The 26,077-nt window shown below is 63.6% G+C and carries 25 protein-coding genes; 19 read left to right on the top strand and 6 right to left on the bottom strand.

What is annotated here, in order from left to right; translation table 11 throughout:
• Positions 1–56: 56 nt before the first annotated feature.
• From ACSQ3E_RS23400 to ACSQ3E_RS23385, 4 genes are read left to right on the top strand one after another with little or no spacing between them, the layout of a single operon-like run.
• A complete protein-coding gene (locus tag ACSQ3E_RS23400; RefSeq protein WP_436124479.1) occupies positions 57–1,382 on the top strand; it encodes an NAD(P)H-dependent oxidoreductase in 1,326 nt (441 codons plus the stop codon).
• Positions 1,383–1,384: 2 nt separating this feature from the next.
• Positions 1,385–2,413, top strand: coding sequence for a thiamine pyrophosphate-dependent dehydrogenase E1 component subunit alpha (locus ACSQ3E_RS23395; protein ID WP_310329802.1), 1,029 nt, complete (start codon positions 1,385–1,387; stop codon positions 2,411–2,413).
• Positions 2,413–3,411 (top strand): alpha-ketoacid dehydrogenase subunit beta, encoded by a 999-nt coding sequence (locus ACSQ3E_RS23390; protein WP_310329800.1) that lies wholly within the window; start codon positions 2,413–2,415, stop codon positions 3,409–3,411. Before ACSQ3E_RS23395 ends, ACSQ3E_RS23390 begins: the two co-directional genes overlap by 1 nt.
• Positions 3,412–3,414: 3 nt before the next feature.
• Positions 3,415–4,785 (top strand): acetoin dehydrogenase dihydrolipoyllysine-residue acetyltransferase subunit, encoded by a 1,371-nt coding sequence (locus ACSQ3E_RS23385; protein ID WP_436124478.1) that lies wholly within the window; start codon positions 3,415–3,417, stop codon positions 4,783–4,785.
• A 59-nt stretch (positions 4,786–4,844) separates the two neighbouring features.
• Here ACSQ3E_RS23385 and ACSQ3E_RS23380 read toward each other — a convergent pair whose 3' ends face one another.
• Together ACSQ3E_RS23380 and ACSQ3E_RS23375 are read right to left on the bottom strand one after the other, a co-directional pair.
• Positions 4,845–5,699 carry a MurR/RpiR family transcriptional regulator gene (locus tag ACSQ3E_RS23380; RefSeq protein ID WP_154384392.1) on the bottom strand — a complete coding sequence of 285 codons (855 nt, stop codon included), beginning with the start codon at positions 5,697–5,699 and terminating at the stop codon, positions 4,845–4,847.
• Between the two features lie 32 nt (positions 5,700–5,731).
• Entirely contained in the window at positions 5,732–6,814 is a 1,083-nt protein-coding gene (locus ACSQ3E_RS23375) for a polyamine ABC transporter substrate-binding protein (RefSeq protein WP_310329794.1), read from the bottom strand.
• A 153-nt stretch (positions 6,815–6,967) separates the two neighbouring features.
• Here ACSQ3E_RS23375 and ACSQ3E_RS23370 point away from each other — a divergent pair, with 153 nt between their 5' ends.
• Genes ACSQ3E_RS23370 through ACSQ3E_RS23355 form a run of 4 tightly spaced genes read left to right on the top strand, consistent with a single transcriptional unit; the run spans position 6,968 to position 10,933 of the window.
• Entirely contained in the window at positions 6,968–8,062 is a 1,095-nt protein-coding gene (locus tag ACSQ3E_RS23370; protein ID WP_436124477.1) for an ABC transporter ATP-binding protein, read from the top strand.
• Position 8,063: 1 nt separating this feature from the next.
• Entirely contained in the window at positions 8,064–8,957 is an 894-nt protein-coding gene (locus tag ACSQ3E_RS23365; RefSeq protein ID WP_436124526.1) for an ABC transporter permease, read from the top strand.
• Between the two features lie 9 nt (positions 8,958–8,966).
• On the top strand, positions 8,967–9,797 hold the full coding sequence (locus ACSQ3E_RS23360; RefSeq protein ID WP_310329789.1) for an ABC transporter permease: 831 nt from the start codon (positions 8,967–8,969) through the stop codon (positions 9,795–9,797).
• Entirely contained in the window at positions 9,794–10,933 is a 1,140-nt protein-coding gene (locus ACSQ3E_RS23355) for a DmpA family aminopeptidase (RefSeq protein WP_310329787.1), read from the top strand. The genes ACSQ3E_RS23360 and ACSQ3E_RS23355 overlap by 4 nt, the downstream gene beginning before the upstream one ends.
• Before the next feature lie 23 nt (positions 10,934–10,956).
• Here the strand turns inward: ACSQ3E_RS23355 and ACSQ3E_RS23350 are convergent, their stop codons facing one another.
• Entirely contained in the window at positions 10,957–11,625 is a 669-nt protein-coding gene (locus tag ACSQ3E_RS23350) for an HAD family hydrolase (RefSeq protein ID WP_436124476.1), read from the bottom strand.
• Between the two features lie 93 nt (positions 11,626–11,718).
• On the bottom strand, positions 11,719–12,357 hold the full coding sequence (locus tag ACSQ3E_RS23345) for a hypothetical protein (protein ID WP_310329782.1): 639 nt from the start codon (positions 12,355–12,357) through the stop codon (positions 11,719–11,721).
• Between the two features lie 193 nt (positions 12,358–12,550).
• Here ACSQ3E_RS23345 and ACSQ3E_RS23340 point away from each other — a divergent pair, with 193 nt between their 5' ends.
• The 5 genes from ACSQ3E_RS23340 to ptsP all read left to right on the top strand — a co-directional run bounded on the left by ACSQ3E_RS23340 (position 12,551) and on the right by ptsP (position 17,349).
• Positions 12,551–12,985: a transcriptional regulator GutM gene (locus tag ACSQ3E_RS23340; protein WP_436124475.1), complete on the top strand. Its 435-nt coding sequence runs from the start codon at positions 12,551–12,553 to the stop codon at positions 12,983–12,985.
• Positions 12,986–13,037: 52 nt separating this feature from the next.
• The gene (gene srlA / locus ACSQ3E_RS23335; RefSeq protein WP_115734428.1) at positions 13,038–13,796 is read left to right on the top strand and encodes a PTS glucitol/sorbitol transporter subunit IIC; all 759 of its coding nucleotides are present in this window, start codon (positions 13,038–13,040) and stop codon (positions 13,794–13,796) included.
• Between the two features lie 16 nt (positions 13,797–13,812).
• Positions 13,813–14,820 (top strand): PTS glucitol/sorbitol transporter subunit IIB, encoded by a 1,008-nt coding sequence (gene srlE, locus ACSQ3E_RS23330; RefSeq protein WP_310329777.1) that lies wholly within the window; start codon positions 13,813–13,815, stop codon positions 14,818–14,820.
• 115 nt (positions 14,821–14,935) lie between these two features.
• Positions 14,936–15,316, top strand: a complete 381-nt coding sequence (locus ACSQ3E_RS23325) for a PTS glucitol/sorbitol transporter subunit IIA (RefSeq protein ID WP_310329775.1) — start codon at positions 14,936–14,938, stop codon at positions 15,314–15,316.
• Positions 15,317–15,366: 50 nt separating this feature from the next.
• A complete protein-coding gene (gene ptsP, locus ACSQ3E_RS23320) occupies positions 15,367–17,349 on the top strand; it encodes a phosphoenolpyruvate--protein phosphotransferase (protein ID WP_310329773.1) in 1,983 nt (660 codons plus the stop codon).
• A 5-nt stretch (positions 17,350–17,354) separates the two neighbouring features.
• Here ptsP and ACSQ3E_RS23315 read toward each other — a convergent pair whose 3' ends face one another.
• Complete coding sequence (locus ACSQ3E_RS23315; RefSeq protein WP_310329771.1) at positions 17,355–18,122, bottom strand: hypothetical protein; 768 nt, start codon at positions 18,120–18,122, stop codon at positions 17,355–17,357.
• A 162-nt stretch (positions 18,123–18,284) separates the two neighbouring features.
• Between ACSQ3E_RS23315 and ACSQ3E_RS23310 the strand changes: the two genes are divergently transcribed.
• Both ACSQ3E_RS23310 and ACSQ3E_RS23305 read left to right on the top strand, forming a co-directional pair.
• On the top strand, positions 18,285–19,298 hold the full coding sequence (locus ACSQ3E_RS23310; RefSeq protein WP_310329769.1) for a sugar-binding transcriptional regulator: 1,014 nt from the start codon (positions 18,285–18,287) through the stop codon (positions 19,296–19,298).
• A gap of 109 nt (positions 19,299–19,407) precedes the next feature.
• Positions 19,408–19,776 carry a hypothetical protein gene (locus ACSQ3E_RS23305; RefSeq protein WP_310329766.1) on the top strand — a complete coding sequence of 123 codons (369 nt, stop codon included), beginning with the start codon at positions 19,408–19,410 and terminating at the stop codon, positions 19,774–19,776.
• Positions 19,777–19,799: 23 nt separating this feature from the next.
• Here ACSQ3E_RS23305 and ACSQ3E_RS23300 read toward each other — a convergent pair whose 3' ends face one another.
• Positions 19,800–20,768, bottom strand: coding sequence for a sugar-binding transcriptional regulator (locus tag ACSQ3E_RS23300; RefSeq protein WP_310329764.1), 969 nt, complete (start codon positions 20,766–20,768; stop codon positions 19,800–19,802).
• A gap of 270 nt (positions 20,769–21,038) precedes the next feature.
• On the opposite strand from ACSQ3E_RS23300, the gene ACSQ3E_RS23295 reads away from it, so the two are divergent.
• The 4 genes from ACSQ3E_RS23295 to ACSQ3E_RS23280 all read left to right on the top strand — a co-directional run bounded on the left by ACSQ3E_RS23295 (position 21,039) and on the right by ACSQ3E_RS23280 (position 26,072).
• Positions 21,039–22,025: an ABC transporter substrate-binding protein gene (locus ACSQ3E_RS23295; protein WP_310329762.1), complete on the top strand. Its 987-nt coding sequence runs from the start codon at positions 21,039–21,041 to the stop codon at positions 22,023–22,025.
• 122 nt (positions 22,026–22,147) lie between these two features.
• On the top strand, positions 22,148–23,851 hold the full coding sequence (locus ACSQ3E_RS23290) for an ABC transporter permease (RefSeq protein WP_310329760.1): 1,704 nt from the start codon (positions 22,148–22,150) through the stop codon (positions 23,849–23,851).
• On the top strand, positions 23,839–24,918 hold the full coding sequence (locus ACSQ3E_RS23285) for an ABC transporter ATP-binding protein (protein ID WP_310329758.1): 1,080 nt from the start codon (positions 23,839–23,841) through the stop codon (positions 24,916–24,918). Before ACSQ3E_RS23290 ends, ACSQ3E_RS23285 begins: the two co-directional genes overlap by 13 nt.
• Positions 24,915–26,072: an MBL fold metallo-hydrolase gene (locus ACSQ3E_RS23280; protein WP_310329756.1), complete on the top strand. Its 1,158-nt coding sequence runs from the start codon at positions 24,915–24,917 to the stop codon at positions 26,070–26,072. Before ACSQ3E_RS23285 ends, ACSQ3E_RS23280 begins: the two co-directional genes overlap by 4 nt.
• Positions 26,073–26,077: the final 5 nt, after the last annotated feature.

Genomic DNA, 26,077 nt, shown 5'->3' with positions numbered 1-26,077 from the left:
CAGATGTTCATTACCTCTGAGCGCAATTGCAGACCGTGCTCGGGAGGAACCATCGGATGACCATCAACGTAGCCCCAGTCGGCTTGGCGCGGGATCTTGCCGAGCGTGGCAAGTCGGGCAAGCCGATCCGCATTGGCCTGATCGGCTCGGGCGAGATGGGCACCGACATCGTGGCGCGGGTGGCGCATATGCCCGGCATCGAGGTCGGCGCGATCTCCGAACTCAACCTGCCCAACGCGCACCGCGCCGTCGACATCGCCTACCAGGAGAAGGGCCATGCCCGTGAAGTGGCCTCCGGCTCGGCGCTGAACGAGGCCATCGAGGCCGGCAAGGTCGCCGTCACCAACGATGCCGACCTGATCCTCAACAGCGGCCTAATCGACGTCGTCATCGATGCGACGGGCGTGCCCGCCGTCGGTGCCGAGATCGGCCTGCGCGCCATGGAGCATGGCAAGCATCTTGTCATGATGAATGTCGAGGCCGACGTCACCATCGGCGCCTATCTCAAGTCAGAGGCCGACCGGCTCGGCGTCACCTATTCGCTCGGCGCTGGCGACGAGCCGTCATCCTGCATGGAGCTGATCGAGTTCGTCTCGGCGATGGGCCACACCATCGTCGCCGCCGGCAAGGGCAAGAACAACCCGCTCAACATCGATGCGGTGCCGCACGACTATGCCGAGGAAGCGGCCCGCCGCAACATGAACGTGCGCATGCTTGTCGAGTTCGTCGACGGCTCCAAGACCATGGTCGAGATGGCGGCGATCGCCAATGCGACGGGGCTTGTTCCAGACAAGGCCGGCATGCACGGCCCGGCAGCGACCTTGCCGGAGCTCAACAAGGTGCTGGTCCCCGAGAAGGACGGCGGCGTGCTGACAAAAGTCGGCGTCGTCGACTATTCGATCGGCAAGGGTGTGGCACCAGGCGTCTTCGTCATCGCCGACATGTCGCATCCGCGCATCCGCGAGCGCATGGAAGACCTGAAGATGGGCCATGGCCCGTATTTCACCTTCCACCGGCCCTATCACCTGACCTCGCTCGAGGTGCCGCTGACCTGTGCCCGTGTGGTGCTCTACGGCAAGGCCGACATGGTGCCGCTGGCAAAGCCCGTGGCCGATGTCTGCGCCGTCGCAAAGAAGGATCTGAAGCCTGGCGACGCGCTCGATGCCATCGGCGAATACACCTACCGCGCCTGGATCATGACGGCCGGTGAAGCACGCGCTGCCAAGGCGATCCCCTGCGGCCTGCTGCAGGGCGGTACCGTCACTGCCCCGATCAAAAAGGGCGAGCTGATCACCACGGCCAATGCCGCGGTTGCGCCAAACTCGAAGATCGCCGAGCTCAGGGCACGACAGGACAGGCTGGTCTATGGAGCGGAGGCGTGACCGTGGCACAGGCTAAGACCAAGGACCTGCCGGCAGGCGCGAACCTGCCTTTCATCTACCGGGAATATAGCGCTGAGCGGCTGAAGCAGGCGCTGCACAAGATGTATCTCATCCGCCAGTTCGAAGAAGGTGCGGAAGAATCCTACATGCGTGGTCTGATCCACGGCACGATGCACCTGTCCATCGGTCAGGAAGCGAGCGCCATGGGCATCTGCATGCCGCTCACCAACGACGACCAGATCACGTCGACCCATCGCGGCCATGGACACTGCATTGCCAAGGGTGCTGAAGTGTCGAAGATGTTCGCCGAATTCTTCGGCAAGACCACGGGCTATTGCCGCGGCCGCGGCGGCTCAATGCACATTGCCGACGTAACCACGGGCAATCTCGGCGCCAACGGCATCGTCGGCGGCGGCATTCCGATCGCGGTGGGTGCTGCACTCACCGCCAAGCGCCTGAAATCGGATCGCGTCGTCATCTCCTTCTTCGGCGACGGCGCCAACAATGAAGGCGCCTTCCACGAGGCGCTCAACATGGCCTCGCTGTGGAAGCTGCCGGTCATCTTCGTCTGCGAGAACAACGGCTACGGCATGTCGACCTCGATGGCGCGCTCGACCGCGGTGCCGAATGTCGCCGACCGCGCCGCTGCCTATTCGATGCCGGGCGTGATCGTCGACGGCAACGTGCTGTCCGAAGTTGCCGAGGCCAGCCACGAGGCCGTGCGCCGCGCCCGGGCAGGGGAGGGGCCGACGCTGATCGAGTCCAAGACCTATCGCCATCGCGGCCACTCGAAGAGCGACCGCAACCGCTACCGGACCAAGGAAGAGATCGAGGACTGGATGACCAACCGGGATCCGATCGTCCGCTACGAGAATGAACTGATGGAATTCGGCATCATCGACAAGGCCGGCATCGAGGCCATCCGCGAGGCGGTCGCCAAGGAGATCGCCGACGGCATCGAGTTCGCCAAGGCGAGCCCGTCGCCCGAGATCCGCAATCTCGAACGCTACGTCTACACGGAGACTGTGTAATGGATCAGGCCGTGCGTGAGCTGAGCTATGCTCAGGCGATCCAGGAAGCCATGGCGATTGCCCTGGAGACCGACGAGCGCGTCTTCCTCATGGGCGAGGACATCGGCGTCTATGGCGGTGCCTTCCAGGTAACCGGCGACCTGGTCGAGCGCTTCGGCGCCGATCGCGTCATCGATACGCCGATCTCCGAACTTGGTGGCGCCGGCGTTGCCGTGGGTGCCGCCGTGACGGGATTGCGCCCGATCTTCGAGTTCCAGTTCTCCGACTTCGCCACGCTCGCCATGGAGCAGATCGTCAACCAGGCCGCCAAGATGCGCTATATGCTCGGCGGTGCGGTTTCCGTGCCCGTGGTCATGCGCTTCCCGGCCGGCTCCGGTACGGGTGCTGCGGCCCAGCATAGCCAGAGCCTGGAAGCCTGGCTTGGCCATGTGCCTGGCCTGAAGGTCATCCAACCGGCGACGCCCTATGACGCCAAGGGCATGCTGCTCGCGGCCGTCGCCGATCCAGATCCGGTGATGATCTTCGAACACAAGCTGCTCTACAAGACCAAGGGCCCGGTTCCCGAAGGTTATTACACCGTGCCGATCGGCAAGGCCGAAATCCGCCGCGAGGGCCGCGACCTCACCATCGTCGCCACCTCGATCATGGTGCACAAGGCGCTGGAAGCTGCCAAGACGCTCGAGGCCGAAGGCATCGACGTCGAGGTCGTCGACCTGCGCACCATCAGGCCGATGGATAAGGAAACCGTCATCGAGAGCGTCAAGAAGACGTCGCGTCTGCTCTGCGTCTATGAAGGTGTGAAGACGCTCGGCGTCGGTGCCGAAGTCAGCGCCATGATCGCCGAGAGCGAGGCCTTCGACTTCCTCGACGCGCCGATCGTTCGCCTCGGCGGCGCCGAGACTCCGATCCCCTACAATCCGGAACTGGAAAAGGCGACCGTGCCGCAGGTGCCCGATATCCTGGCCGCTGCGCGCAGCCTCGCCACTGGGAGCCGCTAGGCCATGCCGGTCGAAGTAATCCTGCCCAAGGTCGACATGGACATGGCGACTGGGCGCATCTCGCGCTGGTATGTCGATGAAGGTGCTGTGGTCAAGAGAGGCGATCTGCTGTTCGAGATCGAGACCGACAAAGCGGCGATGGAAATCGACGCGCCGGCCTCAGGCACCATTCGCGACATATCCGGCAAGGAAGGCATCGACATTCCGGTCGGTGAAGCCGTTGCCTGGATCTACGCCGAGGGCGAAGCCGGCAAACCGGCTAAGGACGTGGCTGCCGAAGCCAATACTGTGCAGGATTTGGCCCCTGCTGCGTCGGCTCCGGTCCCGGCAGCTCCAGCCGTCCTGGCTGATGTCTCTCCGGCGAAGCCTGCCCCGAATGCGCTCTCGAATGGCACCCGCGCCACGCCGCTTGCGCGTCGTCTCGCGGCGGAAGCCGGGCTTGTGCTCGACGCCATCGCAGGGTCCGGCCCAAAGGGCCGCATCATGCGCAAGGACGTCGAAAGCGCCATGACAGCGCCGAAGCCCGAGGTGAAAGCCGCTCTTTGGCCCGACCAGATCATTTCCAGGCCGCCGGCATCCTCCCAGCCGCGGCCGGCGCCACAGCGGTCCGCTGGCGCGGCTCCGCTCAACTTCGCCTGGCTGCGACAGGGTGAAGGGCGTCCGATCGTTCTGATCCATGGCTTTGGCGCCGACCTCAACAGCTGGCGGCCGATGCTGGCAGCCGGTCCCGTCGACGCGCCGCTGCTGGCGCTCGATCTGCCCGGACATGGTGGGTCGCCGCGCCAGACGCCTGCCGATCTCGACGCTATCGCCGCCGATGTCGAGGCGACGCTGGCGGCGCTTGATGTGGGTCCGGTTCTGCTGGTCGGTCATTCCTTCGGTGCAGCCCTGGCGGCGACCGTTGCCGCGCGTGGCCATGCCGACGTCCGTGCACTGGCGCTCATCGCACCTGCCGGCCTCGGCCCCGAGATCAACGGCGCCTTCCTGCAGGGTTTCGTGCGGGCAAAGAGCGAGGCAAGCCTGATGCCATGGCTTCGCCAATTGGTATCCGACGAGCAGGTGCTGTCGAAGCCTTTCATCAACGCCACGCTGGCGCAGGCAGCCGATTCCGAGCTGCGGACGTCGCAGGCCGAGATTTCGGACCGCTTCTTCGCCGATGGCACCCAGACCTTCGACATCAGGGCTCTTCTGGCAGCCTTGCGCATTCCGGTTCGTGTGATCGTCGGCGCCAACGACCGGATCATCCCGGCAAACCAGTCGCAGGGGCTCCCCGGCGAGGTGGCGCTGCATGTCTTTGCGGCTACTGGCCACATGCCGCAGGTCGAGCGGCGCGAGCAGGTGTTGAAGATCCTGCTGGAAATGGCGCGGGCGTAAGCGCAGTTTCAAAATCCCCGCGCTGCCTGTGCGGGGATTTTGCATTCTAGCTGGCTGGATCAGCTTTCAAAGTCGCCAAACGTGTTCTGCAGGCGGGTCAGCAGGTCGACGCGTTCGCCGACCTCATCGCCAAGCAGCACGATGATGTTGCTCAGCATCAGATCCATTACCGCGATGATCGTTGCCGAGCCGTCCCAAAGCGGACCGTGCGATCCTGGCACGACGAGGCATATGTCGGAAACCTCCGGCCCCCAGGGGCAGAACTCGTCGGTCAACAGCACGACCTTGACCCCCATGCGGCGCGCCTCCATCGCAAGCGGGCGGGCTTTGGCGGCAAAGCGCCTGACGTCGTGCAGGAACAGCACACGACCTTCGACCGAGCCGTCGAGCAGCTCGGAATAGGTACCGTTGAGCCCGTCGACGAACTGCACACGTGGCCGCGTGTAAGACAGCTGGCTGGCGAAATACTGGGCGATGCCGCGAACGTTCTGGTAGGCCGCGACATAGACCTCGCTTGCCGAAACCAGCGCGTCGATCGTCTGCTGCCACTCTGGAGCAGCCGTCAGCTCATAGATCCGTCCGAGATTATCGATCTGCTGCTGGATGAGCCCGGCGAGCAGCTTGCCTTCGCGGATGTCCTCCCGGAAACGGTCGACCGGTCCCTTGACCTGCCAGGCAGGGTTCGAGCTGCCGCGCCGCAGCTCATGCTTCAACTGGTCGAGGCCATCGAAGCCCATGCGGCGGAGGTAGCGTCCGACGGTCATCGGCGACAGTTCGAGACGGGTGGCGATGGACCGCGCCGTCTCGAACGGGATTTCGGCCAGGTTGCGCTCGATGTAGTTGGCGATCAGCTTGTCGGATTTTGACCGCCTCAGCTGTACGCTTTGCACGAGCTTCAGGATTCGCTGCGCCATGTCCTCTCCGGCCAACCGCCGCGGGGCGGGAGCTACTGGGCTGTCTTCACCTTGGTCCAGACCCGGTCAAGCTGGCGCAGGCCAGGTCCGAGATCCTCGAAAATCTGCAGCCGCTGCATCGTTTCGGGCGAAGGATTGATCTCCTTGCTATTCTTGATGTTGTCGGGGGTCAATTGCCGCGCCGGAACGTTCGCGGTGCCGTTCGTCTGCTGGGAAACGTTGAGCGCGGCGACCTCTGGGCGGGTGTAGAACTGCATAAATTTGAGCGCGTTTTCCTTGTTGGGCGCGGACTTCAGGATGCAGATGTCCTCCTGGTACATGGTCGCGCCTTCTTCCGGGATGACATAACCGAGGTCGGCGGTGTTGCCGAACACGTCGACCATGGCGCCGACGAAGAAATGCCCCGCCGCGACGTCGCCCGATTGCACCATGGGACGCGTGTCATAGGTGAAGGCAGCGACATCCGGCTTCATCGCGATGATCGTATCGGCGGCCTGCTGAAGCTCGGTGGGATCGGTCGAATTGACCTTGTGGCCGTTGAGGATGAGGCCAACGGCAAGCACCTCGCGCATGTCATCGAGCAGGGTGAACTTCAGGCCCTTGGCCTCGACGGTGGCTATCAGATCCTTCCAGCCGGTGATGTCTTTGCCGAGGATCTTGCGGTTGTAGAAGATGCCGACAGAGCCGAATGCATAGGGCAGGCAGTACTCGCCCTTGGGGTCGCTCTTGGCGCGCATGAACGCCGGATCGATGTTCTTGAAACCCTCGTAGGTGTTGATGTCAGTCTTCTCGAGCAGGTCGAGCTTGGCCATGATGTCTTGCATGTGCACCGAGGGGAAGACGATGTCATAGCCGGTGGCGCCGCCCTGGATTTTCGCCAGCATCTCCTCGTTTGACGAGTAGGTCGACAGGTTGACCTTGATCTGGGTCTCGTCCTCGAATTTCTTCAGCACCGCCGGATTGATGTATTCGCCCCAGTTGTAGATGTTGAGTTCGGCAGCACTGGCCGGCGCGACCGTGGTGACGACAGCGGCGATCGAGATCGCTGCGACTTGCGCCAACAGGCTCCGCCTGGTCGGCAGGACGCCCGCGAGGGCATGGTTCATGATCCTCATCGAATTCTCCTCTGTTGGTTGTCTGCCCATTGCAGGCCGGCCTTCGAGTGTTCCGGCTACGGCTTCTGGTGGCCGTTGACTTGGATGATCAAATGGTATCCAAATCTCTCAATCGCACAAGAGTTATTTGAATAACAATTCGGGGAACGGCAGATGCGAGATTCCATTGTCCGGCTGGAGGGAGCGGCAAAGACCTTCCCCACGCCGGAAGGACCGAGCGTCACCGCGCTCGACACGATCGACCTCGATGTCGATCGCAACGAATTCCTGACCCTTCTCGGTCCCTCGGGCTGCGGCAAGACCACTCTGCTTCAGGCGATCAGCGGTTTCGTCGAGCTCGATGCCGGACGCATCCTGATCGACGGCGTGGACATGACGACACGGCCGCCCTATCGCCGGCCGGTCAACACCGTCTTCCAGAACTATGCGCTGTTTCCGCACATGACGGTCGGCGAGAACACCGGCTACGCGCTTGAAGTTGCCGGCGTCTCCAAATCCGAGCGCCAGAAGCAGGTCGCCGCTGCACTCGACATGGTCGGCCTCGCCGGCATGGAGGGCCGCCGGCCACGCCAGCTTTCCGGTGGCCAGCAGCAGCGCGTGGCGCTCGCCCGTGCCATCATTGCCCGACCAAAACTGCTGCTTCTCGACGAGCCGTTGTCGGCACTGGACAAGAACCTGCGCCAGTCGATGCAGATCGAGCTGAAGACGCTGCAAAGCGAGCTCGGCATCTCGTTCATCTTCGTCACGCACGACCAGCAGGAAGCGCTGACCATGTCGGATCGCGTCGCTGTCCTTTCCGGCGGTCGCATCCAGCAGCTCGACACCCCGCGCAACATCTATGATCGGCCAACAAACAGTTTCGTCGCCACCTTCGTCGGCGCCAGCAATCTCTTCGAAGGCCAGCTGGACAATGGTTGGTTGCTGACGGGCGACGGCCTCGCGATCCGCCACCAGCCATCGCTTGGGAAAGTGTCAGGCAAGGCGAAGGCGTTGATCCGCCCCGAACAGTTCTTCATTTCGGGCGAGGGCAGGGACCATCCTTTCCTCGACGTCGAGGTTGAGCAGATCGTCTTCGTCGGCTCGTCATTCGAGCTGTTCGGCCACACGGCCGAGGGCCGCAAGGTTGTTGCTGAAATTCCCGCTGGCCGGCGCAGCTTCATCGGCGGGGTCGAGCAGGCGCGAAAAGCGCGGTTGTCCTACGATCCTTCCGCGGTTCATCTCATCAGGTGCGACACCGATGGCATCTGAGATGTCTCTCGCCGGTCGCCGCCGCGTTCAACTGGCACTGCTGCTTGCCCCGGTGACGCTGTTCCTAGCGGTCTTTTTCCTGGGCCCGCTGGCGATCATGATCGTCACCAGCTTCCTCGCGCCGGGCCTCTATGGTGGGGTCGAGTGGACCTTCTATCCGCACAATTATGGCCGCATCCTCGGTTTCGCCGACCCGGCATTCGAGGTCTTCGACCCGGTCTACCTCTCGATCTTTCTGCGCTCGCTCAAGATCGCAGCCTTCACTGTCGTCGCCACTTTGATCGTCTGTTATCCCGCGGCCTTCTGCATTGCGCGGCTGTCGGAACGCTGGCGGAACTTCTGCCTCTTCCTCATCACGCTGCCCTTCTTCACCAGCCTGATCGTGCGGCTGTTCATCTGGGTGCTCATCCTGCGCCAGGCCGGGATCGTCAATGAAGCTCTACTGGCGACTGGCGTCATCTCCCGCCCGCTCGAGCTGATCTACACCGACGGCGCGATCGTGCTCGGCATGGTCTACATCTTCATCCCGTTCATGTTCATGCCCATCTATGCCAGCGTCGAAAAGCTCGACTGGACGCTGGTGCGCGCGTCGCTCGATCTCGGCGCGGGACCGATCAGAACTTTCGTCCGCATCATCTTGCCCCTGACCGCTCCTGGTATCGCCGGTGGCGCGATCATCGTCTTCATCCCGGCGCTTGGGAACTTCGTTGTTCCCGCGGTTCTCGGTGGCGCCAAGGTGATGATGCTGGGAAATCTCATCGAGCAGCAGTTCCTGTCCGCCCGCAACTGGCCCTTCGGCTCGGCCCTGGCGATGATGGTGATGAGCGTGATGCTGGTGCTGCTCTTCATCTATGTCGCCGCGTCAGGTCGCCGCGGCGCCGACGCCACGAACTGAGGGCTGAAGATGAAGATTACCCGCTTTCTCTTCCGCGGCAGCCTGGTTGCCTACACAGTGCTGTTTTTCGCGTTCATCTACATCCCCTTGGTGCTGATTGCCGTCTATTCGTTCAACTCCAATCCCGTGAACATGATGACGTGGAGCGGGTTCACCACCGAGTGGTACGCCCAGGTCCTCGGCTTCAAGACGACAATCTCGGAGAATGCACTCTATATCGAATCGACGGGCCAGCTCGTCCAGGCGGTCTGGAACAGCCTGATCATCGCAACGTCCACCACTGTGATCGCGACCGTGTTCGGGACCGCCATCGCCATTGCGCTCTACCGCTTCGCCTTCTTCGGCAAGCGCTTCTATCGCACCGTGATGTTTATGCCGATGCTGATGCCCGACATCGTGCTCGGCATCGCCTTGCTGATCTTCTTCGTCAATTCGGGCATCACGCTCGGCCTGAAAACGATCATCATCGGCCAGTGCACCTTCCTGATCTCGTACGTCTTCATCGTCGTGTCTGCGCGTCTGGCGGGCATGGACCGTACGCTCGAAAACGCCTCCGCCGATCTCGGCGCCAACGAGTGGGTGACCTTCCGCAAGGTGGTGTTCCCGCAACTGCTGCCCGGCATCATCGGCGGCGCGTTGCTTGCCTTCATCATCTCGATGGACGACCTGGTGATCACCTACTTCATCGCCGGCGTCGATGTGACGACGCTGCCGATGTTCATCTTCGCCATGCTCCGCCGCGGCATCAAACCCGAGATCAATGCGATTGCGGTGATGATGCTCACCTTCTCCTTCGTCGTGGCCTCGCTTGGCCTTTACCTGCGCTCTCGGCAGAAATGACCTCCATGACCAAAATGAAATCCCCCACTGCCAAAGCCCGAGCCCGCGACCTTGGCCTGCCGTTTCCAGGTCGGACCGGCCCTCTCAATGCCATCACCGATGTCGAGGGTATTGGCGTCGGGTTCAAGACAATTTCTGAGGATGTACCGAGGCCCGGGCGCAAGCGCCCGGTCCGCACTGGCGTGACCGCGATCCTGCCGCATGCGGCTTCGCCGACGCCCGTGCCGGTCTTTGCCGGCGTGCACCGCTTCAACGGCAACGGCGAGATGACCGGAACCCACTGGATCGAGGATGGCGGCTACTTCCTCGGCCCCGTCGTCATCACGAATACCCATGCCGTCGGCATGGCCCACCACGCGACCGTGAAATGGATGCTCGAGCGCTACGCCTCGACCTATGACACCGACAGTTTCCTCTGGATCATGCCTGTTATTGCCGAGACCTATGACGGCGTGCTGAACGACATCAACGGTCTGCCACTGACTGAAGCGGACGTCCGGGCCGCCCTCGACGGCCTGTCGTCAGGTCCGGTCCAGGAAGGTAACTGTGGCGGCGGCACCGGCATGGTCACCTATGGCTTCAAGGGCGGGACCGGTACGTCGTCGCGTATCGTCGAATTCGGCGGCTGCGAGCACAGGATCGGCACCTTGGTCCAGGCAAACCATGGCCAGCGCGACTGGCTGACGATCAGGGGCGTACCCGTCGGCGAACACATGCGCGACGGCACGCCTCAGAGCCAGCTCGCCGAACGCGGCTCGATCATCGTTGTCGTTGCCACCGACCTGCCGATGGCGCCGCACCAGCTGCAGCGTCTGGCGCGCCGCGCCGCTATTGGCATCGGCCGTGGCGGCACGCCCGGTGGCAACAACTCCGGCGACATCTTCCTGGCGTTTTCGACCGCCAACCCGCAGCCCATGGCGCACCGTGCGCCGGCAAAGCTGAGCCTGGAGATCGTCAATGACGAGAAGCTGGACCCGGTCTATGCGGCGGCCGTCGACAGCGTGGAGGAGGCCGTCGTCAATGCCATGCTGGCAGCCGAGGATGCCGGCGGCACTGCGTTTGATCGCTTTCGCATCCAGGCCATGCCGCATGACCAGCTGGTCACTGTGATGCGCGAATACGGACGCATGAGATAGAACAGCGACGGCTCCAGTCGTCGTCAGGCGAACCCGCGCTTGCGCAACTCGGCTGAAACTTCGTCCCAGCTGCTGCAGACGGCCGATGCGCCCGCGGCCAGTAGCTCCGGGCCGTGGCCGTTATGAGTGTGGCCGCCGCCTATATAGCCGATCGCCGTCATGCCGGCCGCTACCGCGCCCTGAACGCCGTAACGCGAGTCCTCGATGACGACCGAGCGTTCGGGCGCGAAGCCCATCTTTTCGGCCGCATAGAGGAAAATGTCGGGCGCCGGCTTGCCGTTCTTGACCATCGACGAACTGAAGATCAACGGGCCGAAATAATGCGCGAGACCGGTGACATCGAGGCTGTGGTTGATGCGCTCTACCGACGAGGACGAAGCGACGCAGCGGGCGACCTCTAGCCTGGACAGGAAGGCGGCGATATCGAGCGTCGATGCCAGCTGCTCGGTGAACAGCGCCTTGGTCTCGCCCCAGATGTCGTCGGTGGCGTTATCGGGCAGCAACTGGCCGGTGAGCTGGTGGATCTTGGCGATGATGTCGGCCTGCTTCATGCCGACGCAATGCGAAATCACCTCTGCCTCAATCTTGAGCCCGTTCTTGGCATAGGCGCGCACATAGGCAAGAGCGGCCAGCGGTTCGCTGTCGACCAGCACTCCGTCGCAATCGAAAATCACCAGGCTGTCGTTGGGCAATTCGAACTCCAGGAAAATATGCGGCTCAGGCCGTGGCTTGTCGAAATGAGGCTGCTGCGGTCGCGCCGCGTTTCAGCCGCGATGGTTGAAGATCTAGTCCCTGCCGATCGCCTCGGGCCGCGGTGAAGCCTGAAGCGCGCGCTGCATGGCGCTGCGCTCTTCAGGCAGGTCGGGCGCGAGCCAGTTGGGCTCGGCGCCAAGGAAGCGGTCGAGATAGGCGACAGCATAGCTCGGCATCTCCGCCGTGTTCTCCTTGTAGGACCACCAGGTCCTGAGATCGTCGGCGCAGGCGGCAAGCGCAGGGGCCTCGCCAAACTCCTGTTCGAACAGCACGGCAATCGAGCAGACGCAGAAGTTCGTGTAGACGAAACCCTCCGGCCAGAACCGTACGATTTCGGGAACGGCATGTGCTGGCGTTGATGCGTCCTGAGGCCGTGCATTGTCTATCTGCACCGGCGCCTGCTTGATCAGTTCCTTCAGCGCGAGGCCGGCGGCGTAGACGATGAAGTCGGCGCGGTCGAGCTGTGCATATGATTTTTGGGCGTTTACGATCTCGACCCAGTCGAGGAAGATGCGCGTCAGTTTCTTCTCGTCGATGTCGAAGCGAATGCCATAGCGGGCGGTGATGGCACGCGCACTATTGCGGAAGGTCGTGCGGAACCAGCGCAGCTGCCTGAGCCTGTGGCGGAGGTCGGGCACTAGCGCCAGCTCGTTCTTGAAGATCAGGTCCATCGTCGCAGTGCTCCTGCCCTGTCCGAAGATACCATCGGCAGGCAAAATGCCAAATGCCGCTGTGGATCGAAACCACCATGCGGAGGTGCCCAAAGTTATACATATTGACATTCGTAAAGACAAATGTTCTTTGATTGATATGTGAGCGGCTCAGCATATCGCCGCTCCGGAGGACTTCGGGAGGAAGAGCCTTATGGCAATCTGGCAGTGGGTACTGCTGCTTCTGGGCGTCGTCTGGGCGCTACAGTCGCTTGGCGTGTGGATCCAGATGCGGCACTACGCCGATGTCTTTAAGGGCATTACGGCCAAGTACCAGGATGGCTATGTCGGCGCCGGCAATTGTCGCGGCCGCCTGGGCAAGGGGACGATCGCGCTGATCGTGGTCACGCCGGACCTCAAGGTCCAGCGCTTGCTGACCATGACCGGGCGTTCGGTCTTCGCCAAGTTCAAGCGTCATGAAAATCTGGAGGGAATTTCCCTCGATCAACTCCGGTCCAATCCCGCTGTACTGGGAGAGGGGGAAGCCGGTGTGGCGGAAGCCGTGAAGAAGGCGGTCGACCAGGTCGATCGCACGCGGCTCGAGCCAAAGGGGTCCGGTCTCGCCGGCCTCAAGCCAGTGGGTACGTAGGGAGCTGCACCTTCGGGCGCGATCTCTTGGGTGAGGATATCAAGGAGGAGAAATGTCAGTCCTATCTATGTTGGCGCAGCACGCCGACATGGCCGTCCAGAACCTGCACGTCGCGGGTTCGATGGCCACGGATGCTGCAATTCACGGCAAGCTCGCCGTCAAGGGAGCAACCAATGATCTCGTCGTGCTCGCCCAGGCGAGCGGCGACCTGACCGTTGAGCAGTTCAAGGAAAAGCTCAACACTGTTGCCCAGGAGGAGCAGCTTGGCTGGCTCACCAGCATCGGCAAATACTTCATCGGCATCTTCCAGAAGGGCGGTGAGGTCTTCGCCGGCTTCGTCACCGGCATCATCCCGACGCTCGTCGTGCTGATGACGGCCTTCTACGCGCTGACCGAACTGGTAGGCGAGGAGAGGGTGCACGGCATCGCGCGTGGCGCCGGACGCATCGCGCTGACCCGCTACACGGTTCTGCCGTTGATCTCGGTGTTCTTCCTGACCAACCCGATGGCCTACACCTTCGGCTCGTTCCTGGAAGAAAAGCACAAGCCCGCCTTCTACGACGCGGCCGTGTCCTATGTGCACCCGCCGCTCGGCCTGTTCCCACACATCAATCCGGGCGAATACTTCGTCTGGGGCGGCATTCTCGTGGCTCTGCTCGAGCTCGAGAAGAAGGGCGCTGTTCCCGGCGGCTACCACATCCAGGTCGCCATCTGGTACGCCATCGTCGGCCTCGTCGTCATCCTGCTCAAGGGCATGCTGACCGAGCGCATCACCGCCATCATGGCACGCCGCCAAGGCGTCGAGCTGTAAGGGCGGGGAGGGGCACATGGCCAAGTCTTACAAGGCAGTCAAGATCTCCCGCGGCAAGAGCGGCTGGGGCGGTCCCCTGGTCGTCCAGCCGACGGACCAGCGCAACAAGGTCGTCTCCGTCACAGGCGGCGGCATTCATCCGGTCGCCGCGCGCATCGCCGAGATGACCGGGGCGGAAGCCGTCGATGGCTTCAAGGCGCCGCCGGTCGAAGGCGAGATGGCAGTGGTCGTCGTCGATTGCGGCGGCACCGCGCGTTGCGGGGTCTATCCGCGCAAGCGCATCCCCACCGTCAACCTCACCCCGGTGGGACAGGCGGGTCCGCTCGCCCAGTTCATCACCGAGGACATCTACGTGTCGGGCGTCAAGGAAAGCGACATCACCATGGCCGACGGTTCGGAAGCTGTGACATCGGCAGGTTCTGCCTCCAACGTGAACAACGCATCTTTCGCAACCGCGGCAAAGGTAGCGCCCGTGCCGACCAATGACGGCGGGTTCATCAACTTCGTCGCCAGCATTGGCCGCGTCATGGGCCGGGTCGTCGGCATTTTCTTCAATGCCGGCCGCCGCACCATCGACCAGGTCGTCCGCAACGTGCTGCCGTTCATGGCGTTCGTGACGATGCTGATCGGCCTGATCCTCTACACCGGCATCGGCGACGTGCTCGCCCAGCCGATGGGGCCGTTGGCCAACAACATCGTCGGCCTGCTGGTCATCTCGGCCATCTGCGGCCTGCCGTTCCTGTCGCCCATTCTGGGGCCAGGTGCGGTCATCGCCCAGGTCATCGGTGTGGCGATCATCGGCCCGCAGATCGCCAACGGCACGATCTCGCCGGCAATGGCTCTGCCGGCGCTGTTTGCCTACAACACCCAGGTCGGCTGCGACTTCGTGCCGGTCGGCCTGGCGCTCGGCGAGGCCAAGCCGAAGACGATCGAGATCGGCGTTCCCGCCGTTCTGATCAGCCGCCAGATCATGGGCCCGGTGTCGGTGCTCATCGCCTGGGCCGTTAGCCTGGTCGTGTTCTAACAATCTTGCCCGGCGGCACATGCTGCCGCCGGGCATCTTCCATCGCCGGCTCAGGCCGGCACCAAGCATTGTCTAGGCAGGCATATCGGCCTGGATCCATAGAAAGGCTTCGATCATGTCGGTTCACCTCAAGACGCACATCACGGCAATCGGACCGGAAGTGGCAGAGCTGGCCGAAGGCGGCGTGCTGATCCTGTTCGCCGACGGTGCTCCGCCGGAGCTGGCCGAAGTGTCGGTGCTGCACAAAACAGAAGTCGGACCCAGCGACGCGGCACCCGCCGTCGGCGCTGCCATTGCCATCGGCGAACTCGAAGGCATCATCACCGCGATGGGCGACAGCGCCTGGAACAAGGTGCGCGAGATCGGCCACGTCGTCATCAATTTCAACGGTGCTGCCGCTGCCGAGCGGCCGGGCGAAATCTGCGCCTCGGCGGTCGAGGGCGAGGTGCTTGTCGCTGCGCTCAAAGCCGGCGCTGCCATTACCATCGGCCGCTGATCGCCGCGCGTTACGCCGCTATATACTGAACTGGAACAAGAGACCTGCCTATGGAACGCTCGACGATCGTCAGAGTGCATGAAGGGCTGCATGCCCGGCCCGCGACCCGCTTCGTCAAGCTCGCCAAGAGCTTCGAGAGCGAGGTCGAGATTATCAAGGATGGCAAGTCGGCCAGCGCCAAGAGCGCGGTCAAGCTGATGCTGCTCGCCGTCAAGGAACATGACGAAGTCACGATCCGTACCAAAGGGGCCGACGAAATCGAGGCTGTGGAAGCACTGGTCGGCTATCTCGAGAACCCGCTCGCTGGCCTTGCCGAGGAGCAGGCGCCGGCCGAGCCGGATGCTGCCGCGGCCGCAGGTGTGACCCTCAAGGTCGAGCCAACCAAGCCGGCAGCATTCGAGGAAGAGGTATCAGGCGCATTGAAGGGCGTAGCTGCCAGCGAGGGCTATGCCGTGGGCGCCGCCTTCGCTCACTTCCCACCGGAGATCAAGCCGGAACGCCGCACGCTTTCGGTCGGCGACATCAACGCAGAGCTTGTTCGCTTCGCGGAGGCGGTCGAAGCCGTGCAGGCGCGCATGAACGCCTCGCTGGCATCGGACACGCTGTCGGCGAACGATCGTGGCATCATCGCCGCGCTGCGCGACATAGCCGCTGACGACGAGCTGCGCGACGAGGTGGTCGCCACCATCAACACCGGCGGCGATGCGGTCACCTCGGTCATCGGCGCCGCCGCCAAGATTGCCGCGCAGTTCGGTCAGGTCGACGACCCCTATCTCAACGCCCGCGCCGATGACGTGCAGGCGGTCGGCCGCCAGATCTGCCTGGCGCTGCTCGGCCAGGCCGACATCAGCCTCGACGACATTCCCGAGGGGGCGATCCTGATCGCCGAGGACATAGGCGCCTGGGATCTGGCACGCGCACCGCTCAAGCGCATTGGCGGCATCGTCTGCGGCCATGGCGGAGCCACATCGCACATCGCCATCATCGCCCGCGCCCATGGCATTCCTGCCGTGCTCGGCATGGGCGCACAGGTGCATGAACTCGCCAAGGCGCACGCGATCGCGCTCGATGGCCATCGTGGTCATGTCGTCGCCAATCCCGAAGGCTCGGTGCTCGACCGTTTCCGCGCCCGCATCGAAGAGGCGGCCCGAGAGCGCGAGGCTTTAAAGGCATTCCGCGACACGACCCCGCGCCGCGCCGACGGTACGGTCATCGAAGTTGCCGCCAACATCGGCTCGCTCGAAGAGATCGACGCTGCTCGCGAGGCAGGCGCCATGGGCGTCGGCCTGTTCCGTACCGAGCTTCTGTTCATGCGCCATATGCACCTGCCGTCCGAGGATATGCAGGCAGAGACCTATGCAGCGCTGGCCAAGGCCTTCGCGCCCTATCCGGTCATCGTGCGCACCCTCGACATCGGTGGCGACAAGCCGATTTCGGGCATCGAGTTTCCCGACGAGGAGAACCCGTTCCTCGGCTGGCGCGGTATCCGCATGTGCCTCGACCGGCCCGACATCTTCAAGCCGCAGCTGAGGGCGCTGCTGCGCGCGGCCGTCCATGGCAATGTCAAGGTGATGTTGCCAATGGTCGCCGACGTCGGCGAAGTGCGTGCCACGCGCGCGCTGATCGAAACGTGCAAGGCCGAGCTTGCGGCGGAGAAGATAGCTTTCGGCGAATTCCAGCTCGGCGTCATGATCGAGACCCCGGCGGCAGTGCTGATTGCGCCCGCGCTGGCCAAGGAAGTCGCCTTCTTCTCAATCGGCACCAATGACCTGACCCAATACATCATGGCTGCCGACAGGCTCAATCCGACTGTCGCCAAGCTCAACGACGTCACAAATGTCGCCGTCATGTCGGCCATCGAGATGACGGCGCGGGCAGGGGTGGCGGCAGGCATCATGGTCGGCATGTGCGGCGAGGCGGCCGGGCGGCCGGACCTGATCCCAGAGTTCTTGCGCATGGGCCTTACCGAGCTCTCGATGAGCCCGGCCTCGATCCAGCGAGCCAAGAAGCGGATAGCGGAGCTTAGCGCCTAGCCGGCTCAGGGCAAATGTGCGAGCAGCACTCGAAAGATGGCGCCAAGCTCCTTGACGGGGTCGGCACTGTCGAGTGCGCGCAGGATGCGTTCGCGGCGGGCGTCCACTGCCAAGCCGGTGGTCTCAAGCAGGTCGGCGTCGCTCATGCCGGAAGGCGACAGCGTTAAGATGGCAGAGGCAAGCACCATCGGCGCGAGCGGCACGAGGGCAGGGGCCATAGCCTCGTCGCCAGACAGGGGCTGGCTGGCAAGCAGTTCGACAAACGTTGCGGCGGCAACGGCGGCGACAATTTCGAGCCGGCTCTCTGGGCTCGCCATATGCATGGCGGTGAGCAGGCCGCCATGCTTCTTGCGGACGGCCAGATGCGCCTGGCTGAAACCTGCCTCGTGAAGCGGCAATCCATCGCCGGCTGCCTTTCGTGGCAAGGCCTTGAATGCTGCATAAAGGTCGCGGCGGAACAAGCGCTCGCCCTCGACCGAGCGTCCGGTGACGAAATAGGTGTCGAAGCCATGCAACTGGGCGCTGTCACCGGTCCGCACGATCGGCAGCAGCGTGCGCGAAACCGTTTCGGCCACAGTCAGCGTGTCATCGACCACGCTTGCGGCACGGCCGAGCAGGCGCTCGATCTCGGCCGGCGGCGCAAACGGTTCGGCCATCTGTGGCCGGCGCGGTCCGCCGGGATTGTCATGGCGGCTCGAGCGAACAAGATGGCGCATGTCGCGGAGCCGATCCTTGATGTTGACGACAACATCTTCCGAGAGACTTCTCAGCATCTTGCGTATTCCCTTGATGTCGCGATGCTCCGTCACGAAGCCGCAGACTCGGGGACATTGCAGCACTGTTTTGCACGGGGTGCAATTCAATCGCGACACCGCGCCGCTTGACCTTGCCGCGGTTCCTTGAAAAGTGATGTGAACTGAAACGGGGGGAGCGGCGTGAGCAAGGGTGTCAAAGGGTCGGGTGGAAAATCGCGTGCCGCCGAGACACCTCAGGATGTCGAGGGTTCCCCCACCGACAGTCGGGCCGATCGGCTGCGGGTCCGCGCCGCCTGGATGTACTTCATCGAACAGATGACCCAGAACGACATCGCCGAGGTTCTCGGCGTCGGTCGCGTCACCGTCGTCCGCATGCTGGCCGAGGCGCGGCTGCGCAACGAGATCAAGATCGCCATTGAAGGTGACCTGTCCGACATCGTCCGCCAGGAGCGGGCGCTGGAGCAGAAGTTCGGCATGCAGCGGGCGATCGTCGCGCCACTCTCCGGCGAAGGATCGGATCCGATCCCGACGATTGGGGCGGCAACCGGTGCCTACCTGTCCGAGGCGATGAAGGCCGGCATGTCCGTCGGCGTCGGCTGGGGCCGCACGCTGACTGGCACCTTGCCCTTCATCAGCGGCAAGCCACTCAGTGATTTCCGCGTCATCTCGCTTCTCGGCGGCGTCGGCGTCGCCCGTCGCACCAACCCGGCTGAATTCGCCTGGCGCTTTGCCCAAGCCTTCCAGGGCGACGGTTATCTCATTCCGGCGCCTGCCGTGGTCGACAGTATCGAGACCAAGCGTGCGCTGATCGAGCGCTGTGGCTTGTCCGAGGTCTTTGCGCTCGCCGATTCGCTCGATGCGGTGCTGGTCAGCGTCGGCGACATTGCCTCGGCCTCGACCTTCTATCGCGGCGGCTTCCTGACCGAGGGCGAGCGCGAGAAGCTGGCCGCCAAGGGCGCGGTCGGCGACCTTCTGTTCCATTTCTTCGACCGCGCCGGAAAGCTGGTCGACCATCCCATCAACCAACTCGGCATGTCGGTCGATGTCGACCGCATCCTGCGCGCGCCGCTACGCATCCTGACTTCCGGCGGTGCAGACAAGATCGACGCGCTGCTCGGTGCCATGAAGCTGGTCAAGCCGACGGTGCTGATCACCGATGAACACAGCGCAAGGCGGATGATCGAAGCGCCCTGAACAACAAACGCCTGCCGTGCTTGTCATCCCTCGGTGTGGCCTGCATGATCGCGGCTTGATCGACCAGCCACCGGACGAACCGGATAGCTTTGCCACCCTTGGAGGTCCCATGCCTGATTTCAACCCGGAGAATGTCCGCTCCCTTGTCAGTAGGGTCATGAGGGCGTCGCCTTCCGACGTCAGGCTTATCGCGCAGCGCCTGCATGACCACGCCGTCGAAGAGCGCATGTCGCCCGAGGCGGCGAGGGCCTTTGTCGCGGAGCTCGGCTATGGCAGCCTCGAAGCCTTCTGTGCCGACATCGGCCTGCCGGCTCACATCGCAGAGCGCTGGGGTCGGTTCGGCGTCTCGGGCGAAATGCGCCAGGTCTTTACTCTCCTTGCCGAGCAGCGCCGGAAGATGGCCGAGGCCATCGCCGAATTCGAAGCCATGACCCATGTCGGCATCGAGGATTTCCTGCGCGAAAGAGGGCTGCTCTAAGCTGCGGCCCGCAGTCACCGAGGCTACCGGGTCAGCGCTGCCGCGCTGTCGCTGTCGGTGATCAGCACATTGGCGTTGACGGCGGCAAGGGCGGCGCGGATGGCCGGGATCTTGCGCTTGCCGCCGGCGGCAAGCACCAGGTTTGGCACGGCGCTGACAGCGGCGAGGTCGATTGCCATGACGCGGTCGTTGACCTCGTGGTCGACCATACTGCCTTCGGCATCGATGAAGTAACACAACATGTTGGCAACAGCGCCCTTGGCCTTGAGCGGGGCGACGAAGGATTGTGGCACTATGCCGTGCCTGAAGATGGTGGCATTGGCCGACATTTCGCCGACGGTCAGCAGGGCTACATCGGCTTTGGCCGCACGCTTGCGTACATCAAGCAATTCCGGCTGGGCCCATAACAGGTCGCGCAGTTCGCGGCTGTGGGTGATGACAGGCGCGGTGATCTGATAGCTGTCGACGTCGAAGGCCTCGGCCACCTTGGCAGCCACCGTCGACGGATTGATCCATTGCGAATGCGGCAGGCTGCCGACGAGAGCAACGACGCTCGCACCCTTGAGGTGCCTACGGCTGAGGAAGCCGATGCTGGAATGGAGTGTGGCCCCGCCGCCGATCGCAAGCGTCATGCCGTCCTGCATCTGCTGGTCGAGATAGAGCGCCACAGAGTGGCCAATCGCCCTTTCCAGATGTTCGTCGGCCGAGGGCGTCGGCACGACGATCGCCGCATCGAGGCCCCAGCGCCTTTCCAAGGCCCGCTCGAGTTCGACCTGCCTGGCGGTCTGGGCGTTTATCGTTGTCACCACCACGCCGTCGGCCGCGCAGGCGGCAAGCGTGCGCATCACCTTGACCCGGCTGACCTTCAACTTGTCGGCTATCTGCTCCTGGGTCAGGCCCTCGACATAATAGAGCCATGCGGTCTTCACCGCGAGGTCGGACGAGACCATGGCGGCACCTGGCTCGACCGGCATTTCCTGCTTGGTGCGCATTCAGTCCGGTCTCCCCCCTCGGCGCCACAACGATTCTGAACAATGGCGTTTCTAGTGTCTCGCGCAAGGGGCGGATGCCCGCCCGGAGATGCCTTTTTACGTCAGAAATTTCGCAATGCAGCATGTTCATTTGTATTTGACACGCAACAAATGATCATATCATAAATGTGTCAGCGTTCCGTCACCCAAGTGTCAAACGCGCTGTGTAGGGAGGTCGTGGCACGCGGATCTGAAGCCGACTTGCCATGTGTGGACACAACAGGAGGTTTCATGAAAACGACATTCGCCAGGCTGGCAGCGAGCCAGTTCGCCTTGGCAGTGGCGCTCTTCGCCGGCGCTGCCAGCGCCGAAACGCTGACCCTTTATACGTCGCAGCCGGAAGCCGATGCGACCAAGACCGTCGAGGCCTTCAAGAAGGTACATCCCGACGTCGACGTGCAGGTCTACCGCTCGGGCACCAGCGATATCCTTGCCAAGCTGGCCGCCGAGTTTGCAGCCAACAGCCCACAGCCCGACGTGCTTTTGATCGCCGATGCGGTCTCGATGGAGCTGCTGAAGAAGGACTCCCGTCTGCAGGCCTATCCCGAGGCCAAGCTCGACGGCTTTGCGGCGGATTCTTATGACGCCGACAAGACGTACTTCGGTTCCAAGCTGATCACCACCGGCATTGCCTACAACACCGCCGCTGCCGAAAAGCCCGAGCATTGGGCCGATCTTGCGAAGCCGGCTTACGCCGACGGCCTCGTCATGCCGAGCCCGCTCTACTCCGGCGCCGCCGCCTACCTGCTCTCCGGCTTCACCGGCAATGCCGACTATGGCTGGGACTATTTCGACAAGCTGAAGGCCAACAACACGATTTCGGTCCGCGGCAATGGTGCCGTGCTGAAGTCGGTGGCGAGCGGCGAGAAGCCTTACGGCATCCTGGTCGACTTCATGGCGATGAACGCCAAGGCCAAGGGCTCGCCGGTCGAGTTCGTCTTCCCGTCCGAGGGCGTGCCCGCCGTCACCGAGCCGGTGGCTATCCTTTCGACGGCAAAGAACGTTGCCGGCGCCAAGCAGTTCGTCGACTTCATCCTGTCCGACGATGGCCAGAAGCTGGCGCTCGAGCAGGGCTACCTGCCGGCCAAGCCTTCCGTCGGCCGGCCTGCCTGGCTGCCAGAAGGCGTCGAGGTCAAGGTCATGAACTTCGACGTCAAGGCGATCGTCGAGAAGATCGAAGCCGACAAGGCCAAGTTCTCCGGCCTGTTCGGCGGCTGATTGTCCAACCCGGAAGGCCATTGGCCTTCCGGGCTCTCTCTCCAGATTTGAACTGGCCGACGTGCCAGTATCGCGTGGCACCCTTGCACGGGAGAGCCGCCCTGTTTTCCGGAACCCGAAAAATGTCTGTCAGGCTGAATCAAGGTCGCGGCCAGGAATGGGCCATGACGGTGGTGGTTGCCGCACTGATCGTGCTGCTGTCCATCCTGCCGATGCTGCGCCTGATCCAGGAGATCTTCGCCCCGGGCGGCACCTTGTCTACCGCGGCGATCAGCGCAGGCCTGACCAATGCGACGACCTGGGTCGCCACCGGCAACACGCTCGTCGTTGGCTTTCTCGGCACCGCGCTCGCCGTGATCCTCGGCACGTCAGTCGCGCTGCTGGTGACCCTCACCGACGTGCGTGGCCGCAGCGCCTTCGTGCTCTGCTATGTCATGCCGCTGATGATCGCGCCGCAGGTGACCGCACTTGCCTGGCTGCAGTTGTTCGGGCCGGCAAGCCCGTTGCTCAAGATGCTCGGCATTGCCCCGCCGCTCGGCAGCCGCAATCCACTCTATTCCCCCGAGGGCATCATCTTGCTGCTCGGCGTTCAATACGGGCCTCTTGTCTTCCTGCTCGTGCGCGCCGGGCTGAGGAAGTTGCCGCGCGAATTGGTCGAGGCTGCCCGCGCCAGCGGCGCCGGCTGGTTCACCGTGCTGCGCACCATCGTGCTGCCGCTGATGACCCCTTCCGTGGTCGCCGCCGCTGCCCTGGCCTTTGTCTCCTGCGTCGGGAATTTCGGCATACCTGCCTTCCTTGGCATTCCCGCCAACTATCTCGTGCTGCCGACGCTGATCTACCAGCGGCTCGCCGGCGGCGGCCCTGCCGTGCTCGGCGATGCGGCCTTCCTGTCGGTGCTGATCGGCCTGATCGCCATGGCCGGCATCCTTGCCCAGGAAATGATGAGCCGGCGCCGCGACTACCGCATCAGCTCGACTTCGTTATCCGCTGAGCCGTATGAACTCGGCAAATGGCGGGTGCCGGTGCAGGTCGGGATGTGGTGCCTGATCGTGCTGATCCTGGCCCTGCCGCTGTTTGGCCTGCTGCTTTCGTCGCTTGTGCCCGGCTATGGCATTCCGCTCAACGCCTCCACCGCAACGCTCGACAATTATCGCTTCGTCCTGTTCGAATATGGCGCAGCCCGACGCGCTTTCCTCAACAGCTTTGCGCTGTCACTCTCCGCAGCAGCCTTCGCGGTGCTGGTCGCGATCCCGGTCGCCTATCTCGTCGCCTGGAGCGGCAAGAAGTGGGTCAAGTACCTGAACCTCGCGGTCGAGCTGCCATACGCGCTGCCGGGCGTGGTGCTGGCGATCGCGTCCCTGCTGATGTTCCTGAAGCCGATTCCGTTCACGGGCGTCCAAATCTACAACACGGTCTGGATCATCCTCTACGCCTATCTCGCCCGCTTCCTTGTCTTGGCGTTGCGGCCGACGATCGCAGGCTACCACCAGATCGACAGGGCGCTCGAGGAAGCGGCACGGGTCGCCGGCGCAAGTCTCTTCACCCGCATGCGCACCGTCATCTTTCCCCTCGTGGCGCCTGCGGCCCTCGCCGGCGGCCTGCTCATCTTCATGACCGCGCTCAGCGAGCTGACCGTCTCTGCGCTGCTGTGGTCCTCGGGCTCCGAGACCATCGGGGTGCTGATGTTCTCCTTCGAGCAAGGCGGCGATTCCAACTACGCGTCGGCAATTTCGGCGATCACCGTGGCGATAACCTTCGTCCTGATGCTGCTGGCAAATCTGCTTGCCGCCCACCTACCCAGCGGAGTGCTCCCATGGCGGGATTGACCATCAACGGCGTCACCAAGACCTTCGGCGATTTCGATGCCGTCAAGGATGTCTCGATCGATGTCAGGGACGGGGAGTTCCTGGCCGTTCTGGGGCCGTCAGGTTGCGGCAAGACCACCTTGCTTCGCCTCGTCGCCGGGTTCGAGAACGTCACCTCGGGCGACATCCGCATCGGCAATGAGATCGTCTCCACCGCGCAAGGCTGTGTTCCGCCGGAGAAGCGGCGCGTCGGCATTGTCTTCCAGAACTACGCTTTGTGGCCGCACATGACGGTTGCTGAAAACATCGGCTATTCGCTCAAGGTCGCCAAGGTCGACGCGGAAACACGCAAGCGCCGGGTCGAGGACGCCATGGCGCTTGTCGATCTCAAGGGGTTTGGTGATCGCCGTCCGGCCAATCTGTCCGGCGGCCAGCGCCAGCGCGTGGCACTTGCCCGCTGCCTTGTGGCCGCACCTTCGCTGGTGCTGTTCGACGAGCCACTGGCCAATCTCGACGTCCATCTGCGCGCAGCCATGGAGGACGAGTTTGCCGCCTTCCACAAGCGCACCGGCACGACCATCGTCTACATCACCCACGATCAGGCCGAGGCCATGGCGCTGGCCGACCGTATCGCCGTCATGGACAATGGCCGCCTGGCCCAGCTCGCGGCACCCCGCGACCTCTATCGTGAGCCGGCCAACGAGATGGTCGCCTCCTTCATATCAGAAGGCATCGTCATTCCCGCCCGGATGCTGAACCCGGCTGAAAGCGGCCACATCAAGGTCAGTGTGCTCGGCCAGGAGGTCGTCGTCCGTTGCCGTCCCGATGAGGCACCACGCGCTGGCGCCAAGATCTGCTGCCGTGCGCCTGATATCTCGGCGGCAGCACCCAGCGAGCCGGGTATCGACGGGACGGTCAGGCGCGCGGTCTACAAGGGCGGCGTAGCACGCATCGAGTTCGCCCCCGATGCGGACCCTTCGGTCACACTGCACTTCGAACAGCCTGATCCCAATCCCTTCGAGGCTGGCGCCAAGGCGCGCGTCCGTATCGCGTCCGGCTGGCTCATTCCAGGCGGTGCCTCGGCATGAGCATGCGGATAGACCTCTGCGGCGGCTTTGGCGAGAAGGGACGCACAAGTGTTGCCATCTCAGGCGGCGGCCGACGCATCCTGCTGGACGCCGGCATCAAGGTCGGTGCTTCCGGCGCGGACTACTACCCGGCGATTCCAGGCGGTGTCGATGACATCGATGCGGTGCTGATCTCTCATGCCCATGAAGACCATGTCGGCGCGTTGAGCTGGCTGCTGGCGCAGGGCTACCGTGGCCGTATTCTGATGACAGCCGAGACACGCGAGGAGGCACCGGCGACGCTCGCCGCTTATGCCGATCCGGACGATTTCAGGCGCTTTCCGCTACCTGACCGCATAGAACTTTTCGAGCCCGGCGACAGCCTGATCATCGACGGGTTGACGATTGCGACAGGCCGCTCCGGCCATGTCGTCGGCGGTGTCTGGTTCGCCGTCGACGACGGCAGCCGCAAGGCCGTCTACTCCGCCGACGTGGTGCCCGACAGCAGCGTCTTCGTCATGGACGCAATGCCGGCTTGCGATCTCCTGGTGTTCGATGCGTCCTATGGTGCTGATCCGGTCGGCGGCGCGGCCCGTGCGCAGGCCATCGCCGAATGGGTCGCTGCCCGTCCCGGCGGATGCCTGCTGCCGACGCCGCTGTCGGGTCGGTCTCTAGAGCTGATGGCCATACTCGATGGTCCCTTTGCCATCCACGCCGGCATGCGGGCCTCGCTCGCCGCCCAGATCGAGGCGAGGGCGGCTCTCTATCCAGCGGTGGTCCCCCGGTTGCGCCGGCGCCTGGCCGAAGCCATGGACTGGCATGATGGCGATGCCTTGCCAGTTTTCCCGTTGCTCGCCGATGACGGCATGGGCAAGGCCGGGCCGTCTGCGGCGCTCCTGCCGCTCGCCGCTGCTACCGGTTATCCCGTCCTGCTCACCGGCCACCTGCCGGCCGGTTCGCCCGGCGAGGCGCTACAGGCCACTGGCCGCGCCGACTGGATACGCATGCCGACGCATCCGACATTGTCGGGAAACCTTGCCATTTGGGAGGGCGCTGGACGGCCGACGGCATTCGGCCATTCCTGCCCGCCCGACATGCTTGCCGAGCTCGTACCCCACATGCCGTCGCTGCGCGTCGACCTGCGCACCGGCGACAGCTACACTCTCGCTGCTTGAGGCCC

The sequence above is a fragment of the Aminobacter sp. LjRoot7 genome (assembly GCF_964252895.1).
Classification (GTDB): domain Bacteria; phylum Pseudomonadota; class Alphaproteobacteria; order Rhizobiales; family Rhizobiaceae; genus Aminobacter; species Aminobacter aminovorans_B.
The sequence above is the reverse complement of the archived record's forward strand: the minus strand, read 5'-3'. Positions and strand labels throughout refer to the sequence as shown.

Bases quoted from the DNA above. Each gene is read 5' to 3' on its own strand.
- srlE (WP_310329777.1), top strand. From the start codon at position 13,813: ATGGCCAAGTCTTACAAGGCAGTCAAGATCTCCCGCGGCAAGAGCGGC.
- ACSQ3E_RS23315 (WP_310329771.1), bottom strand. From the start codon at position 18,122: ATGCTGAGAAGTCTCTCGGAAGATGTTGTCGTCAACATCAAGGATCGG.
- ACSQ3E_RS23380 (WP_154384392.1), bottom strand. From the start codon at position 5,699: ATGGCGCAGCGAATCCTGAAGCTCGTGCAAAGCGTACAGCTGAGGCGG.
- ACSQ3E_RS23365 (WP_436124526.1), top strand. From the start codon at position 8,064: ATGTCTCTCGCCGGTCGCCGCCGCGTTCAACTGGCACTGCTGCTTGCC.
- ACSQ3E_RS23295 (WP_310329762.1), top strand. From the start codon at position 21,039: ATGAAAACGACATTCGCCAGGCTGGCAGCGAGCCAGTTCGCCTTGGCA.
- ACSQ3E_RS23355 (WP_310329787.1), top strand. From the start codon at position 9,794: ATGACCTCCATGACCAAAATGAAATCCCCCACTGCCAAAGCCCGAGCC.
- ACSQ3E_RS23285 (WP_310329758.1), top strand. From the start codon at position 23,839: ATGGCGGGATTGACCATCAACGGCGTCACCAAGACCTTCGGCGATTTC.
- ACSQ3E_RS23340 (WP_436124475.1), top strand. From the start codon at position 12,551: ATGGCAATCTGGCAGTGGGTACTGCTGCTTCTGGGCGTCGTCTGGGCG.
- ACSQ3E_RS23390 (WP_310329800.1), top strand. From the start codon at position 2,413: ATGGATCAGGCCGTGCGTGAGCTGAGCTATGCTCAGGCGATCCAGGAA.
- ACSQ3E_RS23290 (WP_310329760.1), top strand. From the start codon at position 22,148: ATGTCTGTCAGGCTGAATCAAGGTCGCGGCCAGGAATGGGCCATGACG.
- ACSQ3E_RS23300 (WP_310329764.1), bottom strand. From the start codon at position 20,768: ATGCGCACCAAGCAGGAAATGCCGGTCGAGCCAGGTGCCGCCATGGTC.
- ACSQ3E_RS23280 (WP_310329756.1), top strand. From the start codon at position 24,915: ATGAGCATGCGGATAGACCTCTGCGGCGGCTTTGGCGAGAAGGGACGC.
- ACSQ3E_RS23375 (WP_310329794.1), bottom strand. From the start codon at position 6,814: ATGAGGATCATGAACCATGCCCTCGCGGGCGTCCTGCCGACCAGGCGG.
- ACSQ3E_RS23360 (WP_310329789.1), top strand. From the start codon at position 8,967: ATGAAGATTACCCGCTTTCTCTTCCGCGGCAGCCTGGTTGCCTACACA.
- ACSQ3E_RS23305 (WP_310329766.1), top strand. From the start codon at position 19,408: ATGCCTGATTTCAACCCGGAGAATGTCCGCTCCCTTGTCAGTAGGGTC.
- ACSQ3E_RS23385 (WP_436124478.1), top strand. From the start codon at position 3,415: ATGCCGGTCGAAGTAATCCTGCCCAAGGTCGACATGGACATGGCGACT.
- ACSQ3E_RS23400 (WP_436124479.1), top strand. From the start codon at position 57: ATGACCATCAACGTAGCCCCAGTCGGCTTGGCGCGGGATCTTGCCGAG.
- ptsP (WP_310329773.1), top strand. From the start codon at position 15,367: ATGGAACGCTCGACGATCGTCAGAGTGCATGAAGGGCTGCATGCCCGG.
- ACSQ3E_RS23325 (WP_310329775.1), top strand. From the start codon at position 14,936: ATGTCGGTTCACCTCAAGACGCACATCACGGCAATCGGACCGGAAGTG.
- srlA (WP_115734428.1), top strand. From the start codon at position 13,038: ATGTCAGTCCTATCTATGTTGGCGCAGCACGCCGACATGGCCGTCCAG.
- ACSQ3E_RS23345 (WP_310329782.1), bottom strand. From the start codon at position 12,357: ATGGACCTGATCTTCAAGAACGAGCTGGCGCTAGTGCCCGACCTCCGC.
- ACSQ3E_RS23370 (WP_436124477.1), top strand. From the start codon at position 6,968: ATGCGAGATTCCATTGTCCGGCTGGAGGGAGCGGCAAAGACCTTCCCC.